The following is a 17,122-nucleotide window of genomic DNA, read 5'->3' as shown; positions in this document are numbered from 1 at the left end:
GGAGGCGGGTCAGAGCACGCCGTAGCGCGGCGGGTGGGTGCCGCTGAGCGTCCACCGGCCGATGTGCTGGAGCTTCCACCGGGTCGCGTCGTGCAGGGTGTGGGTGCGGGCGTCGCGCCAGTAGCGCGACAGATTCGCGGCTCCCGATGCGCTGCGGGTGCCGCCGAGTTCGAACAGGATGTTCGCCGTCTCGACGGCGGCGCGGGTCGCGGCGACCTTCGCGGTCGCGACCTCGATGGAGGCCGCGGCGGTGGTCTCCGCGGTCGGGTTCGCGCGTGCGCGGTCGACGGCCCGTCCTGCCTCCGCGAGCAATGCCTGGGCGGCGCGGACGGTGACGGTCGCCTCCCCTGCGATCTGGACGAGCAGCGGATCGTCCACTGCGCGTTCCGAATCCGCCTCGAAGTGCGGACGCGCACGACCTGCCTGGACGACGGCTTCGGCGAGCGCGCCGGTCGCGATACCCACGTCGATCGCCGAGTGCAGCAGCTGTGCCTGGGCGCCGTAGGTGGTGGGCGCTTCGAAGATCGGCGTGTACGGCACGACCGCCGTGTCGGGGACCTCGATGTCGTCGAGGGTGACGGTGCCGCTGGCGGTGGTGCGCTGGCCCATGCCGTCCCAGTCGTCGACGACGGTGAGTCCGGCGGTGTCGCGCCGGACGAAGGCGACGGCCTTCGGGGTCGACGCGTCGGTCGCGTCCGGGTCGTCGGCGAGACTGGCGCGCACCGCGATCCAGTCGGCGAACAGCGCACCGGTGCTGTAGAACTTCCGTCCGGTGAGGACGTAGCCGTCGCCCTGTCGGCGCAGCACCGTGCTGTCGATGTTCACCGCACGCGATCCGCGTTCGCTCTGAGCGTTGGCGAACAGCGCCCCGCGGAGCACCTCGCCGTAGAAGAAACGCTTCTGCTCGTCGCTTCCCTGGGACCGGATCGCTTCGAGGAAGGTGAAGTGCGAATGCGGGATCTGGGAGATGCTCGGATCCGCGGAGGCGAGGATCCGGAAGATCTCGGCGACCACTTCGTACGGAGCGGCGATGCCGCCGTATTCGGTGGGCACGGTCACCGCGAGCAGTCCGGAGGCCGCGAGCGCGCGGATCTCGTCGCGCGGCAGTTCCCGTTCGGCATCACGACGTGACGCGCCGGCTGCGAATTCGTCGGCGAGCGCGGAGGCGACGCGCAGCGCCTCGTCGGTGTCGGCGAGGCGGGTCGCGGTGCGTGAGGTGGTCATCGCGTCACCTCCGGCGCGAGCGATGCGCTGGTCGTGGCGAGCAGGGTACGGGGACAGGGAACAGCCATGATGCATCACGGTAGTCCGCGCCCGACCCGAATCCGAGAATTGAATTCGGGGTGAGCACAAGTCTGTACGGGCCGAGCGTTGCGACCTTCGAGCCCCGATGTTGCGACCTTCGCCCCGGCAGGTCAGCGGCGCATCGCCCAGACCTTCGGGCCGCCGTCCGGCAACTCCACTACACCGGTGACCACGAATCCGAGACGTTCGTAGAGGGCGACGTTCGCCTCCGAGGAGGTCTCCAGGCACGCCGCGACCCCCTGCTGTTCGGCCGCGCGGAGTCCCGGTTCGAGGACGGCCCGTCCCAGGCCGCGACCCTGCGAGGCGGGATCGACGCCCACCGTGGCCAGGAACCACACGGGCTCGCTCGGCTGCAACTCCGCGGTGGCCTGCTCGGCCAGTTCGGCAGCGCGGGCACGGTCACCGCGCAGTTCCGTCACCCGAGCGGCGACGGATGCGAACGCCTCCCCGAGCCCGGTGGAACCGGGCGTCGTCCACACGGCCACCGCGTCGACGTCGTCGGAGACCCACACCTCGCCGCACCGCATGCCGATCTCGGCGAGGAAGAGCCCCTGCAGGTCGCGGACGCGGGTCTCGTGGTCCCGGCCGTCGACGGTGTAGCGGGTGAACGGATAGTCGCGGAACGCTCGTCCGAGCGTTGCCGTCGCCTTCTCGACATCGTGCACCGTCGCCGGCCGGACCACATGTTCGTTCGACACGCCGTGGCACTCTACCGAGCGCCACGGCCACACCCGGTCAGGAGAAGTCGGGCTCCTCGTCGCGGCTGCGCTTGAGTTCGAAGAAGTGCGGGTAGGACGCGAGGGCGACCACGCCGTCCCACACCTTCCCGGCCTCTTCGCCGCGCGGGATCTTCGACAGGACGGGACCGAAGAAGGCGATGCCGTTGACGTGGATGGTGGGGGTGCCGACGTCCTGGCCCACCTTGTCCATGCCGGCGTGGTGGCTCTTGCGCAGAGCCTCGTCGTAGGCGTCACTGTCGGCGGCCTCGGCCAGTGAGGCGTCGAGGTCGAGTTCGGCGAGCGACGCGGCGATCACGTCCGCGAAGTCCTTGTTGCCCTCGTTGTGGATGCGGGTGCCCATCGCCGTGTACAGCGGGGAGAGGATGTCGTCGCCGTACTTCTGCGCCCCGGCGATCGCGACGCGCACCGGGCCCCACGCCTTCGTCATCAGCTCGGCGTACTCTTCCGGCAGGTCGCGCCCCTCGTTCAGCACGGCCAGGCTCATGACGTGGAAACGCGCCTCGATGTCGCGCACCTTCGTGACCTCGAGGATCCAGCGCGAGGTGATCCAGCACCACGGGCACAACGGATCGAACCAGAAGTCGGCGGTGTCCTTGCCGGTCGTGGACGCGGCGGTCAGGTCGCTCAAGAGATCTCCTCACAAGAGTTCGTACGGGCCGGACAACTACGAGCATGTTCAACACGGCCCCGTCGACGATTCTTCCTGAACCGGGCCGCAGTGCGGGCGGTAGCCGTAACGTCGGAGCCGGGAAGCAGGTCCGGCACGCATCACAGTGGAGGCACCACGATGTCGGGTGAGGAAACGTTTCTGATCGTCGGCGCGGGTCTGGCCGGCGCCAAGCTGGCAGAGGAACTGCGTGCCCGCGACTTTCCCGGGCGCATCCTGCTCATCGGCGCGGAGGAGCACCTGCCCTACGAGCGACCGCCGTTGTCGAAGGACTACTTCGCCGGACGCAAGCAGCTCGCCGACTTCACGGTGCACGACGGCGACTGGTACCGCGACCACCGCGTCGAACTACTGCTCGGCACGACGGTCACCGCGATCGATCCGGCCGCCCACACCGTGACGCTGCCCGACGGGTCGACGCTGCACTACGACAAGCTCGCGCTCGCCACGGGCTCGACGCCCCGCACGGTCCCGATTCCCGGCGCCGACGCCGAACGCGTGTACGTCATGCGCACCGTCGAGGACTCCGATGCGCTGCTCACCGCGATCCAGGGCGAGACCGACCACGCGGGATGGCTGGCCGTCATCGGCGCGGGATGGATCGGCATGGAGATCGCCGCGAACGCCCGCGGCCGGGGCGCGGGGGTGGTGGTCGCGGAGACCGCGAAGCAACCCCTGCTCGGCGCCCTCGGCGAGGAGATGGGTGCGGTGTTCGCCGACCTGCACCGCGCGAACGGGGTCGATCTGCGGACGAACACCTCGGTGCGCGAGATCGTCGCCTACGACGGTCGCGCGAGCGGCATCCGGTTCGGCGACGACAGTGTGGTGCCCGCCGACGCCGTGCTCGTCGCGGTCGGGGCGCGCCCGAACGTCGACCTGGCCCGCGATGCCGGACTCGCGGTCGACGACGGCGTGCTCGTCGACGCATCGCTGCGGACGAGCGACCCGGACATCGTGGCCGTCGGCGACATCGCGTCGGCGGAGCATCCGCTGCTCGGCACCCGGGTGCGCGTCGAACACTGGGCGAACGCACTGAACCAGCCGGCCGTCGCGGCCGCGACGATGCTCGGGCGCGAGGCGACCTACGACCGGCTCCCCTATTTCTTCACCGACCAGTACGACCTCGGCATGGAGTACGTCGGGCTCGCTCCCCGCGACGCGCGGGTGGTCACCCGCGGCGACGTGCCGGGACGGCAGTTCCTCGCGTTCTGGCTCGACGACGAGCAGCGGGTCCGGGCGGGGATGAACGTCAACATCTGGGATGCCGGGGACGACATCCGCGCTCTCATCGCCTCGGGGCGGCCCGTCGACGTCGGCCGGTTGACGGACACCACGGTGCCGTTGTCCGACGTCGCTCCGTGAGGGTTCGCCGATCATGATGGGATGGACGCCGACCGACATTCCGTCGTGAGAAGGAGTTCTCCCGTGGCACCACCGAATCTGACCCGCGAGCAGGCCGCCGAACGGGCCGCGATCCTGTCCGTCGACAACTACAGCATCGAACTGGATCTCACCGACGGTGCCGGCGCGCCGGGCACCACGACCTTCCGGTCGGTGACCACTGTCCGATTCGACGCGACCGCGGGCGCCTCGACGTTCGTCGACCTCATCGCGAAGACCGTGCACTCGGCGACCCTCAACGGCGAACCCGTCGACGTGTCCGGATACTCCGAGGAGACCGGCATCGCCCTCACCGGGCTCGCCGCCCACAACGAACTCGTCGTCGACGCCGACTGCCTGTACACGAACACCGGCGAGGGCCTGCACCGGTTCGTCGACCCCACCGACGACGCGGTGTACCTGTACTCGCAGTTCGAAACGGCCGACGCCAAGCGGATGTTCGCGTGCTTCGACCAGCCCGATCTCAAGGCCACCTTCGACCTGAAGGTCACCGCGCCGCAGGACTGGGCCGTGATCTCCAACGCCGACACCGTGCAGACCGCCGCCGCGCAGCCGGGTCTGCACATCTTCCGCACCACCCCGCGGATGAGCACCTATCTCGTCGCGCTCATCGCCGGTCCGTACGCGGTGTGGTCCGACGAGTACACCGACGAGCACGGCACCATCCCGCTGCGCATCTTCTGCCGCGCGTCGCTCGCGGAGTACATGGACGCCGACCGGCTGTTCACCGAGACCAAGCAGGGCTTCGGCTTCTACCACGCCAACTTCGGGATCCCCTACGCCTTCGGCAAGTACGACCAGCTGTTCGTGCCCGAATTCAACGCCGGGGCGATGGAGAACGCCGGCGCGGTGACCTTCCTGGAGGACTACGTCTTCCGCTCCAAGGTCACCCGCTACTCCTACGAGCGCCGCGCCGAGACCGTCCTGCACGAGATGGCGCACATGTGGTTCGGCGACCTCGTCACCATGCGCTGGTGGGACGACCTGTGGCTCAACGAGTCGTTCGCGACGTTCGCGTCGGTGCTGTGCCAGGCCTCGGCCACCGAGTACACCAACGCGTGGACGACCTTCGCGAACGTGGAGAAGTCGTGGGCCTACCGGCAGGACCAGCTGCCGTCGACGCACCCCATCGCCGCCGACATCCCCGACCTCGCCGCGGTCGAGGTCAACTTCGACGGCATCACCTACGCCAAGGGCGCGTCGGTGCTCAAGCAGCTCGTCGCCTATGTGGGGCAGGAGCCCTTCCTCGCCGGTCTGCGCGAGTACTTCCGCGACCACGCCTACGGCAACGCCACCTTCGACGACCTGCTCGCCGCGCTGGAGAAGGCCTCCGGCCGCGACCTGTCGGACTGGGGTGCCCAGTGGCTCAAGACCACCGGCCTGAACATCCTGCGACCGGACTTCGAGGTCGACGACCAGGGACGCTTCACGCGTTTCGCGGTGGTGCAGGAAGGTGCCCAGCCCGGCGCCGGTGAGTTCCGCGTGCACCGCCTCGCGATCGGTGTGTACGACGACGACGGCTCCGGCAAGCTCGTCCGCACGCACCGCGTGGAGATCGACGTCGACGCCGCCGAGCGCACCGAGGTCCCCGATCTGGTGGGTGTGCCGCGCGGCGCGTTCGTCCTCGTCAACGACGACGACCTGACGTACTGCTCGGTGCGTCTCGACGAGGAGTCGCTCGCGACCGTCATCGACCGGGTCGGCGACATCGCCGAGTCGCTGCCGCGCACCCTGGTGTGGTCGGCGGCGTGGGAGATGACCCGCCAGGCCGAGATGAAGGCGCGCGACTTCGTCGCCCTCGTGCAGCGCGGTATCGCCGCCGAGACCGAGGTCGGTGTCGTCCAGCGTCTGCTCATGCAGGCGCACACCGCGCTGGAGAGCTACGCCGACCCGTCCTGGGCCGCGGAGCAGGGCCGGGCGGACTTCGCCAACCGTCTGCTCGAGCTCGCCCGCGAGTCCGAGGCAGGCTCCGACCATCAGCTCGCGTTCGTCAACGCGCTCACCACCGCGTACCTGTCGCCCTGGCACACCGAGGTGCTCGAGGAGCTGCTGGGCGCGGATCCGGCGACGGTCGGCCTGCCCGGGCTGACGGTCGACACCGATCTGCGCTGGCGGATCGTCCAAGCGCTCGCCGCAGCGGGTGAGGTCGATGCCGAGGGCGTGGAGTCGCCCTTCATCGATGCGGAGGCCGAACGCGACCCGACCGCTGCGGGTGCCCGCCAGGCGGCGGCCGCCCGCGCGGCACGTCCGCAGGAAGCCGTCAAGGAACAGGTGTGGCAGACGGTCGTGCACGACGACAGTGTCCCGAACATCACGGCGCGCGCCGTGATCGGCGGTTTCGCCCCCGCAGGTCAGGGCGAACTGCTCGAGCCGTACGTCGCGCGGTACTTCGCGGAGGTGCCCGGGGTGTGGGAGCGCCGTTCGAGCGAGGTCGCGCAGACCGTCGTGATCGGGCTCTACCCGTCGTGGTCGATCAGTGAGCAGTCGGTGGCGGCGGCGGACGAGTTCCTCGCCGGCGACCATCCGCCGGCGCTGCGCCGGCTCGTCGTCGAAGGCCGTGCCGGGGTCGTGCGCTCGTTGAAGGCACGCGCGTTCGACGCGTCCTGACGCGCCGACCTCACCGAACGACTGTGGCCCGCTGCCTCTCCTTCACGGAGTGGCAGCGGGCCACAGATGGTCGTGGGCTCCGGACTAGGGAGCGACCATGGCGTTCGCGATGACGCGGACGGCACTGGTGATGCCGTCGAGCAGATTCCCCTGACCGAAGGACGACACGGCCGCGGTCACGCCGAGCTGCAGCACCCGGTCGGTGGCGCGGTCGGCGGCGGTGCGACCCGAGCGGATCTCGATGCTCCGCTGGTTCGGGAAGACGGCGACGAGGACCGAGTTGTCGGCGTCCGGCGTCGTCGGCAGCAGGGCGTCGGTCGCCGCAGCCGGATTCACGTCGTCACCGATGTAGACGGTGAACCGCACGTTGGTGATCCGCGTCGCGTGCGTGAGCGTGTCGTCGAGGGTGATGAGGTCGCGGTCCTTGAAGGGCGCACCCGTGAAGGCCTGACCGAGACCGCGCACGGCGGAGATGCGTCCGCTCGCGGTGAGTGCCGCACCGTGCGGCAGGTTCTCCGGCGCTACGGCCGGACGCTGGATCACGTCACCACTTGCCACTTGCGGTACCTCCGATCAGCTCCGCCGAGGTCAGAGCGGCATGACCGTGACCATGATGCGGGTATTTCCAGGGATGGGTCGATTCGTCGGTCGCGGTCCACAGGAGCGGTCCGTGCTCCCATTTCCGGTCGAGCGTGTACGGGTCGTCCGACGGCGTGGAGCCCGGGTACTTGCTCATGACGAAGGACAGCCCACCGAAGACCAAGACGATCAGCAGCGGGATGCCGACGAAGATCAGGGTTGTCTCGAGAATGCTCACAGCCAAACGTTAGCCCAGCCGGGCCCGAAAGGCCTCATATGCCCCGCAGAACGGCCCGATCAGGCCGCGCCCTCCCCCAGATAGGGCAGCCAGGTGGGGTGCAACTCGGGCAGGGTGGCGAGCAGGCGCCAGTGCCGGCCCTTGGGCGGATTCGGCACCACACGCAGGGTCCACCCGAGTTCGGTGAGCAGCTTGTCGGCCTTGCGATGGTTGCACGGCGCGCAGCATGCGACGCAGTTCTCCCAGGTGTGCTCGCCGCCGCGGCTGCGCGGCACGACGTGGTCGATCGTCTCGGCCTTGCCCCCGCAGTAGGCGCACCGGTTCCGGTCGCGGTGCATGAGCGCGGCCCGGGTGAGCGGCACCCGCGCGTGATACGGAACGCGCACATAGTTGCGCAGACGGATCACCGACGGCAGCTGCACGGACCATTCTGCCGACCGCACGAGCGGGGCGAGCGGATCGTCGTGCACGGTATCGGCCTTGCCCCCGGCCATCAGGACCACGGCCCTGCGGGCGGGCAGGGCGGTGAGCGGCTCGTAGGTGGCGTTGAGCAGCAACACTCGACGTTTCAACCAGTCGGGTACCGTCGCGGTGCTGTCGTGCACCACGCGCAGTGTGGTAGCCCCCGGCACCCCTGCAGGGGCGTCCGCGGGCGGGAGTTGTCGATGCGAGCTGTTGCTGTGCTTCATACGACCTCCGAAAAGACTGGGAACAGTGGACCACGGATGCTCCCGAATCGCACCCGAAATCAGCGGACCGGTCCAGGTCGGGCCGGTGAACATCCGGTGTCGGTCCCGCCCGGCACGGCTCGTCGGGCGGTGTGCGGTCGGGAGCAGGCACAATGGACGGTCGAGAGGGACGGTGAACGAATACAGATGAGTGACGAGCAGACCTTCTACGAGGCGGTCGGTGGCGCCGAGACGTTCCGCCGGCTCACTGCACGGTTCTACGAGGAGATCGCACGGGACGAGATCGTCCGGCCCCTGTATCCCGAGGAGGATCTCGGTCCGGCCGAACGACGCATGCGGATGTTCCTCGAGCAGTACTGGGGCGGCCCGCGCACCTACTCCGAGGAGCGGGGCCACCCGCGGCTGCGCATGCGTCATCATCCCTTCCGGATCGGGCCGCTCGAGCGCGACGCCTGGTTGCGATGCATGCACACCGCGATCGCGTCGATCGACGAGAAGACGCTCGACGACGAGCACCGCCGGCAACTCGTCGACTACATGAACATGGCGGCCGACTCGATGATGAATTCCCCGATCTAGGGGTCGGCGTCTCCTGAGGGTCAGCGCCCCAGGATCAGGCGCAGGCGGTCCTCCACCTTCTGGGTGAACCGAGCGACCGGCGACAGGTGACGACGCAGGACGGCATGCTTGCGCACGTATTCGGGGACCTCCCACAGCGCGGTGGTCCCGGCGCGGAAGAGCGCCGCGTCACCGGCACGCAACGTCCGGGGTTCGGAGTCGGCGGACGAGACGATGACCGAGCCCTCCACGATGTGGACGATCTCGTCGACGCCGAAATGCCAGTCGAAGCGACCGGCCGTGCAGTCCCACACGTGTGTGGTGGTGGTGCGGTCGGCGCTGGTCGCCCACTGACCGCTGCGCGCCACGGGCGCACCCTCGCGGATCCACGCAGGGTCGATCGGGTCGTCGCGCAACTCCACGTCGTCCAACCGGACCGCGACGATCGATGTCGTATTCATGCCGTTCGTCCTATCATGCGGGCAAGCCCTGACGGAACGGCCGCGGGCACCGTTCGCCCTGCCTTTCGCCCTGCCGTCTGACACGATGACTCCCGTGGCCCACCCCGCAGCACCGACCTCCGGACGAGGCGACCCGGCATCGCCGTGGTGGCGAGACGCGGTCTTCTACCAGGTCTATCCCCGCTCGTTCGTCGACGCGAACGGCGACGGCATCGGCGACCTCGCGGGTGTGCGCAGCCGCCTCGGCTATCTCGAACTGCTCGGTGTCGACGCGATCTGGCTCAACCCGGTGATGCGGTCGCCGATGGCGGATCACGGCTACGACGTCTCCGATCCCCGCGACATCGACCCGCTGTTCGGGGACATCGCCGATCTCGAAGCGCTGATCGCCGACGCCCACGCCCGCGGAATCCGGGTTGTGATGGACCTCGTACCGAACCATGTCAGCGTCGAGCACCGCTGGTTCCGGGCCGCGCTCGAAGCCGGACCGGGCAGCCGCGAACGCCGACGCTTCCACTTCCGGGACGGACGCGGACCGGACGGCAGCGCACCACCGAACAACTGGCCGAGCGTCTTCGGCGGACCGGCCTGGACCCGCGTCACCGAACCCGACGGCACGCCGGGCCAGTGGTATCTGCACGTCTTCGCTCCCGGGCAGCCCGATCTGAACTGGGGCGACGAGGAGGTCGTCGAGGACCTCGACAAGACCCTGCGGTTCTGGCTGGACCGGGGCGTGGACGGTTTCCGGATCGACGTGGCCCACGGCATGGCCAAGCCCGCAGATCTTCCCGACCACGAGGGGTGGGAGACCAACGAACTGCTCGGGCACTCCCGCGCCGACCCTCGGTTCAACAATCCCGAGGTGCACGACATCCACCGCCGCATCCGGCGGGTCTTCGACGAGTATCCGGACTCGGTGGCGATCGGTGAGATCTGGGTCGACGATCACGAGCGGTTCGCCGAGTACCTGCGCCCGGACGAACTGCATCTCGCCTTCGACTTCCACCTGACGCTGTCGGACTGGGACGCCGATGCCGTCCGGGACGCGATCGAGAAGGGCCTGGCCGCGGTGACGTCGGTGCAGGCCTCACCGACGTGGACACTGTCGAACCACGACGTCGACCGCGAGGTCACGCGATACGGAGGCGACGAGGTCGGGCTCGCACGGGCACGCGCGATGATCCTCGTCGCCCTCGCGCTCCCGGGAACGGTGTTCGTCTACAACGGCGCCGAACTCGGGTTGCCGAACGTCGATCTGCCCGACGAGGTACTGCAGGATCCGGTCTGGGAACGATCCGGCCACACCGAACGCGGACGCGACGGTTGCCGCGTGCCGCTGCCGTGGGAGGGCGGAGCACCGCCCTTCGGGTTCACCTCAGCCGGGTCCGCGTGGCTGCCCCAGCCGCCGGAGTGGTCGGCGCTCACCGTCGAGAAGCAACTCGAGGACGCGGACTCGACGCTCTCGCTGTACCGCAGGGCGATCGAGATCCGCACGGAGCGAAGGCGCCCCATCGACACGGAGCGAAGGCGATCCGAGGGCGGTGAGATCGGCTGGTACGGAAGCCCGGCCGGGTGCCTGGCGTTCCGCCGTTCCGACGGCCTGACCTGCGTGCTCAACGCCGGCGACGTCGCGGTCGATCTGCCTCCGGGCGAGGTGCTGCTCGCGAGTGCGCCGCTCACCGGACACGTACTGCCACCGGACACCGCCGCCTGGTTGGCGTGAGGCACCCTCAGAGGACGCTCAGACCGAGCCCGCCGCCGCGGCGCAGGTAGACCGACCCGAAGCGGGCGTCGAGGCGCATCCAGGTAGCGGACGCCCGGACCCGGACCACCTCGGTGGGATCGATGCCCGCCGAGTCGACGGTGTCGCGACCGGCACCGGGCACGAAGCCCATCGCACCGAGCGCGAACACCATGCGCATCGGCACGCCCACGGTGGTCCCGGCGCCGCTCACCTCGAGAACCTCCTGGGCGAGCAGCGACGCCGGCGGCCCTTGCGCGCCGTGCTCGCGGGTGAGCGCGACGCCGCGTTGCGCGAGTTCGACGAGGATCCGTGCCGGCACGTCGTCGACGTGGACGTAGCCGTCGTCGGGCGGGAGTGCCCCGCGCCAGGCGGAATCCATCGCCCAGCCCGGGTCGACCTCGGTGCGCGGCCCGGACCCGGCGAGGAGCGCGGCCCGCAGCGATTCTGCGGCGACGCAGGTGTCGGCCGGTGCCACGGTTCCACGGACGACACGTCCTGCGAGCACCTCGAAACCGGTACGCGTCCAGATGCCGAGCAGTCCGTCACCGCGCCGGCGCAACCGCACCACGGCGGCCTCGTCGAGACGCGCGGCCCGGGCCAGGAAGGCGGCGAGATCGACGCTGTCGTCGGGGCCTGCGAGCGTCAGGAGGCGCTCTGCGTGTCGGATCCGATCGTCGCTCACATCGCCCTCATCGGTTGCGTTGTTGCTGTCGCTGTCGCGTTGCCACTGCCACTGCCACTGCCACTGCCACTGCCACTGCCACCGTCAGTCGCGTTGCCACTGCCGCAGGAAGACACGTTCTTCGTCGGTGAGCCGGCGCAGACGCTGGGTCTCGATGTCGAACGCCGCGATCTGGGTGGACGCGACCACCGCCGGCGCCGAGTCGACCGGGGCACCGCCCGGCCGCACCTCGTAACCGATCGTGAAGTCGACGGCCCGCACCTTCTCGGTCCACATCAGCACGTCGAGCGGACCGTCGTCGTGGCGCAACTGCCCGCGATAACGGACGTGGAGATCGGCGATGACGGCACCTTCGCGCAGGTTGCGGGTGGGGCGACCGTCGGCGAACAACCACGGGATCCGTGCTTCCTCGAGGAGCGTGACCATCCGCGCGTGGTTGATGTGCTGGAAGACGTCCATGTCGGACCACCGCACCATCACCTCGGTGTGGAAACCGAACTGTTCGCCCGCACCGCTCACTCGTTACCTCCGATCGGATGCGCCCGTGCGCACCATGCCCCTGATCTGTCGTGCCGCCACCGAAAGGGTGGCGAGGTCCAGACTTCCAGACGCGAAGATCTCGTCGAGCGCCGCCCTCGCGCGGACGAGCTTGGAGCCGTTGGACGACTCCCAGTCCTCGATCATCTCCTCGGTCGACTCCCCGGGTTCGGCGCCGGCGAGCACGTCGAGGACGAGCGACCGCAACGAGCCGTACAGGTCGTCGCGCAGCGCGAGGCGTGCCAGCGAATGCCAGCGGTCGCCCCGCTCGAGACCGGAGACCGCCGTGAGCAGGCGGTCGACGCCGAGACGCGCGTCGAGGGCGTAGTAGAGGTCGGCGACCTCCGCCTCGTCGCGCTGCTCTATGTCGGCGATGTCGACGACGTCGAGCAGCGGGAACTGGTCGAGGAGCCGGAAGACGACGCCCGTGAGCTCCTCCGGTGCTCCTCGTTCGAGGAGCGGGCGGGTACGACGCAGGAAGTCCTCGGCGTGGTGCCCGCGCATCCAGTCCGCGACCCGCGGTGCGAGACGCGCGAAGGCGTCGCGGTAACGGCTGATCTCGGCACCGACTGCGAGGGGCTGCGGTCGCGTGGCGAGGAGCCGGCGCGACGCCCGGTCGAGCACGCGGCGGGATTCGAGCAGCAGGTCGTCCTCGATATCGACAGGCAGCCCGGCGGCCCGGATCTCGTCCCACAGGGCCGGTAGCCCGAAGATGGTAGTGACGGCGGTGTAGGCGCGGATGGCGTCGGTCGCCGTCGCCCCGGCCTCCTCGGCGAGCCGGTAGACGTAGGTGGGGCCGCCGTTGTCGACCGTGGTGTTGGCCAGCATGGTCGCAACGATCTGCCGACGCAGCGGATGCGCCCGGATCCCGGCCCGGAACCGCTCGCGCAGAGCGGGCGGGAAGTAGGCGGGCAGGATCGACGCGAAGGTCTCGTTGTCGGGCAGGTCCGTGGCCAGCAGGTCGTCGACGAGGGCGAGCTTGACGTGGGCGAGGAGCTGCGCCAGCTCCGGCGACGTCAATCCCTCCCCCGCCGCTTCACGACGATCGAACTCGGCCTCGTCGGGCAGGGCCTCGAGGCCGCGGTCGAGTCCGCGATCGAGTTCCAGGGCTGCGAGCATCCGACGGTGCACCCCCAACAGGGACGGCGCTACGGCCCGCTCTAGTCCGAGCACGGCGTTCTGCGAGATGTTGTCGGCGAGAACGAGTTCGGCGACGTCACCGGTCATCGACGCGAGCAGCGGATTGCGGTCCTCCGCCGCGAGCTCGCCGGCAGTCACCATGGCGTCGAGGAGGATTTTGATGTTGACCTCGTGGTCGGAGCTGTCGACGCCGGCCGAGTTGTCGATCGCGTCGGTGTTGATCTTCCCACCGGCGCGCGCGAACTCGATGCGGCCGCGTTGCGTGACGCCGAGATTGCCGCCCTCGCCCACGACCCGGGCACGCAGTTCCCGCCCGTCGACGCGCACGCCGTCGTTGCTCTTGTCCCCCACGTCCGCATGGGTTTCCGTCGACGCCTTCACGTAGGTGCCGACACCGCCGTTCCACAACAGGTCGACGGGTGCGCGCAGGATCGCGCGGATCAGTTCGGGCGGTGGGAGTGCGGTGACGTCGTCGGGCAGGTCGAGCACCGCACGCACCTCGGGACCGACGGGCACCGATTTGGCCGTCCGGTCCCACACCCCGCCCCCGGCCGAGACGAGTTCTGTCGAGTAGTCCTTCCACGACGACCGCGGCAGTTCGAACAACCGGCGCCGCTCCTCGAACGACCGCTCCGGATCGGGGTCGGGATCGAGGAAGATGTGCCGATGATCGAACGCGGCGACGAGCCGGATGTGCCGGCTGAGCAGCATGCCGTTGCCGAAGACGTCGCCGCTCATGTCACCGATTCCGACGACGGTGAAATCGTCCGTCTGCGGGTCGGATCCGAGTTCGCGGAAGTGACGCCGGACGCTCTCCCATGCACCGCGCGCGGTGATGCCCATCTCCTTGTGGTCGTAACCGGCGGAGCCACCTGACGCGAACGCGTCACCGAGCCAGTAGCCGTATTCCGCCGCAACGGAATTCGCGAGGTCGGAGAACGACGCGGTGCCCTTGTCCGCGGCCACCACGAGATACGGGTCGTCGTTGTCGTGACGCACGACCCGCTGCGGCGGGACCGTGTCGTTGCGGGCGGCGTCGAGGTTGTCCGTGATGTCGAGCAGACCGGCGATGAAGCACCGGTAGCACCGTTCGCCGCGCTCGCGGACGGCGCGCCGGTCCGCCTCGGCGTCACCGGTCGGACGCGGGGCGCGCTTGACGACGAAGCCGCCCTTCGCACCCACGGGCACGATCACCGCGTTCTTCACGGCCTGCGCCTTGACCAGGCCGAGCACCTCCGTGCGGAAGTCCTCCCGACGGTCGGACCAGCGCAGCCCACCGCGGGCGACGGGACCGAACCGCATGTGGACGCCCTCGACGTCCGGGGCGTAGACGAACACCTCGAAAGCCGGTCGCGGCTGGGGTAGTTCGGCGATCCGTCGCGGATCGAACTTGAGCGACAACGCCCGACCGTCCGGGCGCTCGTGCCCGATCCCGCCGGCCACGTAGAAGTTGGTGCGCAGGGTCGCACGGATCAACGAGAACAGCCCCCGGAGGATGCGGTCGGTGGCCAGGGCGGTCACCTCCGCGATCGTCGTCGTGAGTTCCTCGGCGATCTGCTGTTCGCGTTCGGCGGAGGCGTCCTCCGGATCGAACCGGGACTCGAACAGCCCGACGAGCAGCGCCGCGGTGTGGGGGGCGCCGAGCAGCACACCTTCGATGTTGTACTGGCTGTAGGGGAATTCGGTCTGGCGCAGGTACTTCGCGTAGGCGCGGAGAAGCACGACCTGCTTCCAGGTGAGCCCGGCGCGCAGCACGAGCTGGTTGAACCGGTCGGTCTCGACCGCGCCCCGCCAGGCCACGGTGAAGGTGTCGGTGAGACGATCCGCCAGGGTCGGATCGGTCTCGACGATGCCGTGCTCGATGTCCTCGGGCAGGCAGAGTCCGAAATCGTATATCCAGCAATCGATTCCGTCCGATCGCGGCAGCCGGTAGGGTCGCTCGTCGACGACCTCGACGCCGAGGCTCTGCAACACCGGGAGGATCCGGCCGAGGGTGACCGTCTCGTCGGCGATGTACAGGGTGAAACGCAACGACAACGGATCGTCGGAACCCGGACGGTACAGGTGCGTGTCGAGATCGCCGGAGTCGAGCGCTTCCAGACGCCGCAGGTCGTCCAGGGCACGTTCGGAACCGAAGTCCTCCTTGTACGCCTCGGGCACGACCTCGGCGTACCGCTGCACCAGCAACGGATCGAGATCGCCGGTCGCGGCCGCCGCCTCACCGAGCCGATCGGCCCAGTTGCGGGTCACTTCCGCGAGCATCGCCTGGATCCGCAGGCGGTTCTCCTCGGAGGTGTCCACCTCGCGACGTGCGCGCCCGGAGAACCGGATCGTCACGTGCAGCAACGCGAGGTCGCGTTCGGAGACCCGCGCGGTGTAGTCGAGTACGCCGCCACCGAACTCGCGCAACAGGATGTCCTGGATCGCCACGCGCACCTTCGTCGTATAGCGGTCGCGCGGCAGGTAGACCAGGCACGAGATGTACCGCCCGTAGGTGTCGACGCGGACGAACAACCGCACCTGCCGGCGGATGTCGACCACCGCCGTGACGGTCTCGTAGAGGGTGTCGGTGTCCATGGAGAACAGTTCCGCGCGGGGCACCGTCTGCATGATCTCGAGCATCGCCTGGCCGCTGTAGGACGACAGCTCGACCCGCGCCCGCGCGACGACCTCCCGCACCCGGCGCGAGACCACGGGGATGTCGAGGATGTTCTCGTGCAGAGCGGTCACCGTGAGGACACCGAGGAAACGATCCTCCCCGACGACCGCGCCGTCGGCGTCAAGCCGGGCGACGCCGACGAAGTACGGATAGACGGAACGGTGCACGGTGGCGGGAAGCGCGCCCTGAGTGAGCACGAGGAGCGGACGGCGACCCGTGCCGACCTCACCGGGCAGGTCGAGCGGGTCCGCGACCGAGGCATCGGTGCGCAGCACTCCCCTGCCGCTGCCGGGCACGGGCGTCGCGCGCACGTTGTCGTCGCCGCCGTCGGGCACGAAGTCGTAGCGCCGGTAGCCGAGGAGGGTGAAGTTCCCGCCGCTCAACCAGCGCAGCAGTTCGGCGGTCTCGGTGAGCTCGTCGGCCGTGTAGTGCGCCGGCGGATCGGCGGCCAGGCCGTCGAGCGCGTCCGCCAGGTCGCGCTGCAGGGCGTGCATCTCCCCGGAGTCCGACGCCACCTGCCGCACATCGGACAGTACGCGCCGCAGGCCGTGATCGATCTCCTCGACCGATTCGTCGTCGACGGGCCCGCGCAACTCGATGTGCATCCATGATTCGGCGACTCCACCCGAGGTCCGTCCGCCTTCGTCGGTCAGGCGCTCGAGGTCGCCCTCGGCGGTGCGGCGCGCAGACAGGACGGGGTGGATGACCGTCGCCACCGAGACACCCAGCCGGGACAGCAGTGCCAGCACCGATTCGACGAGCAGCGGCATGTCGTCGGTGACGATCTGTACGGCGACACCCATGCCGTCGGTGCGGCGCACACCGACGACAGCGGTGTCCGGTGCGCGCCGACGACCGAGACGGACGTGCTCGAGCGCGGCCGCGCCGTGGTCGGTGGTGAACTCTCCGGAGCTCTGATAGATCCGCTCGAGGACCGCCTCGGGAGAGGCATCGCTGCCTGTTGAATTTGTCTGCGCCACAGCCGGATCGGCCATCGACACCCCTCCTGCTCTATCGGGCGGATACACCGCGCGCCGCGGACGGACTCGTGATCGAGCCTATCCGCGGCGCGCAGTCGGGGGGTCGGAACCGGCGGGTCGGGTAACAGCCGGGCC

At 69.4% G+C, this 17,122-nt stretch carries 14 protein-coding genes; 4 read left to right on the top strand and 10 right to left on the bottom strand.

The genetic code is table 11. The features are described from left to right. Positions 1 to 9 precede the first annotated feature (9 nt). The 3 genes from CKW34_RS08905 to CKW34_RS08895 all read right to left on the bottom strand — a co-directional run bounded on the left by CKW34_RS08905 (position 10) and on the right by CKW34_RS08895 (position 2,673). Positions 10 to 1,224: an SfnB family sulfur acquisition oxidoreductase gene (locus CKW34_RS08905; RefSeq protein WP_059383910.1), complete on the bottom strand. Its 1,215-nt coding sequence runs from the start codon at positions 1,222 to 1,224 to the stop codon at positions 10 to 12. 191 nt (positions 1,225 to 1,415) lie between these two features. After that, positions 1,416 to 2,003 (bottom strand): GNAT family N-acetyltransferase, encoded by a 588-nt coding sequence (locus CKW34_RS08900; protein WP_059383911.1) that lies wholly within the window; start codon positions 2,001 to 2,003, stop codon positions 1,416 to 1,418. 37 nt (positions 2,004 to 2,040) lie between these two features. Beyond that, complete coding sequence (locus CKW34_RS08895; protein WP_059383912.1) at positions 2,041 to 2,673, bottom strand: mycothiol-dependent nitroreductase Rv2466c family protein; 633 nt, start codon at positions 2,671 to 2,673, stop codon at positions 2,041 to 2,043. A 159-nt stretch (positions 2,674 to 2,832) separates the two neighbouring features. Between CKW34_RS08895 and CKW34_RS08890 the strand changes: the two genes are divergently transcribed. Then, a complete protein-coding gene (locus CKW34_RS08890) occupies positions 2,833 to 4,074 on the top strand; it encodes an NAD(P)/FAD-dependent oxidoreductase (RefSeq protein WP_059383913.1) in 1,242 nt (413 codons plus the stop codon). Positions 4,075 to 4,137: 63 nt separating this feature from the next. Continuing rightward, positions 4,138 to 6,720: an aminopeptidase N gene (gene pepN / locus CKW34_RS08885; RefSeq protein ID WP_059383914.1), complete on the top strand. Its 2,583-nt coding sequence runs from the start codon at positions 4,138 to 4,140 to the stop codon at positions 6,718 to 6,720. A gap of 84 nt (positions 6,721 to 6,804) precedes the next feature. Here pepN and CKW34_RS08880 read toward each other — a convergent pair whose 3' ends face one another. The 3 genes from CKW34_RS08880 to CKW34_RS08870 are packed head-to-tail and all read right to left on the bottom strand — an operon-like array spanning position 6,805 to position 8,226. Then, entirely contained in the window at positions 6,805 to 7,278 is a 474-nt protein-coding gene (locus CKW34_RS08880; RefSeq protein WP_059383915.1) for a DUF5130 domain-containing protein, read from the bottom strand. Beyond that, on the bottom strand, positions 7,265 to 7,537 hold the full coding sequence (gene ctaJ, locus CKW34_RS08875) for an aa3-type cytochrome oxidase subunit CtaJ (protein ID WP_016691850.1): 273 nt from the start codon (positions 7,535 to 7,537) through the stop codon (positions 7,265 to 7,267). The genes CKW34_RS08880 and ctaJ overlap by 14 nt, the downstream gene beginning before the upstream one ends. Positions 7,538 to 7,596: 59 nt before the next feature. After that, positions 7,597 to 8,226 carry an HNH endonuclease gene (locus CKW34_RS08870; RefSeq protein ID WP_080968374.1) on the bottom strand — a complete coding sequence of 210 codons (630 nt, stop codon included), beginning with the start codon at positions 8,224 to 8,226 and terminating at the stop codon, positions 7,597 to 7,599. Between the two features lie 186 nt (positions 8,227 to 8,412). Here CKW34_RS08870 and CKW34_RS08865 point away from each other — a divergent pair, with 186 nt between their 5' ends. After that, a complete protein-coding gene (locus tag CKW34_RS08865; protein WP_006551125.1) occupies positions 8,413 to 8,805 on the top strand; it encodes a globin in 393 nt (130 codons plus the stop codon). Positions 8,806 to 8,825: 20 nt separating this feature from the next. On the opposite strand, the gene CKW34_RS08860 is transcribed toward CKW34_RS08865, so the two are convergent. Next, complete coding sequence (locus tag CKW34_RS08860; protein WP_059383916.1) at positions 8,826 to 9,245, bottom strand: cupin domain-containing protein; 420 nt, start codon at positions 9,243 to 9,245, stop codon at positions 8,826 to 8,828. 85 nt (positions 9,246 to 9,330) lie between these two features. Between CKW34_RS08860 and CKW34_RS08855 the strand changes: the two genes are divergently transcribed. Then, positions 9,331 to 10,968, top strand: coding sequence for a glycoside hydrolase family 13 protein (locus tag CKW34_RS08855; protein ID WP_059383917.1), 1,638 nt, complete (start codon positions 9,331 to 9,333; stop codon positions 10,966 to 10,968). A gap of 7 nt (positions 10,969 to 10,975) precedes the next feature. Here CKW34_RS08855 and CKW34_RS08850 read toward each other — a convergent pair whose 3' ends face one another. The 3 genes from CKW34_RS08850 to CKW34_RS08840 form a co-directional block, all read right to left on the bottom strand. Further along, entirely contained in the window at positions 10,976 to 11,671 is a 696-nt protein-coding gene (locus tag CKW34_RS08850) for a hypothetical protein (RefSeq protein ID WP_080968375.1), read from the bottom strand. Positions 11,672 to 11,755: 84 nt separating this feature from the next. Further along, a complete protein-coding gene (locus tag CKW34_RS08845; protein ID WP_059383918.1) occupies positions 11,756 to 12,190 on the bottom strand; it encodes an acyl-CoA thioesterase in 435 nt (144 codons plus the stop codon). Between the two features lie 3 nt (positions 12,191 to 12,193). Next, the gene (locus tag CKW34_RS08840) at positions 12,194 to 17,002 is read right to left on the bottom strand and encodes an NAD-glutamate dehydrogenase (protein ID WP_059383919.1); all 4,809 of its coding nucleotides are present in this window, start codon (positions 17,000 to 17,002) and stop codon (positions 12,194 to 12,196) included. Positions 17,003 to 17,122: the final 120 nt, after the last annotated feature.

Origin of the sequence: Rhodococcus rhodochrous (genome assembly GCF_900187265.1) — a bacterium.
Taxonomy (GTDB): Bacteria; Actinomycetota; Actinomycetes; order Mycobacteriales; family Mycobacteriaceae; genus Rhodococcus; species Rhodococcus rhodochrous.
Note: the sequence above shows the minus strand (reverse complement) of the source record. Positions and strands in the feature narration are given on the sequence as shown.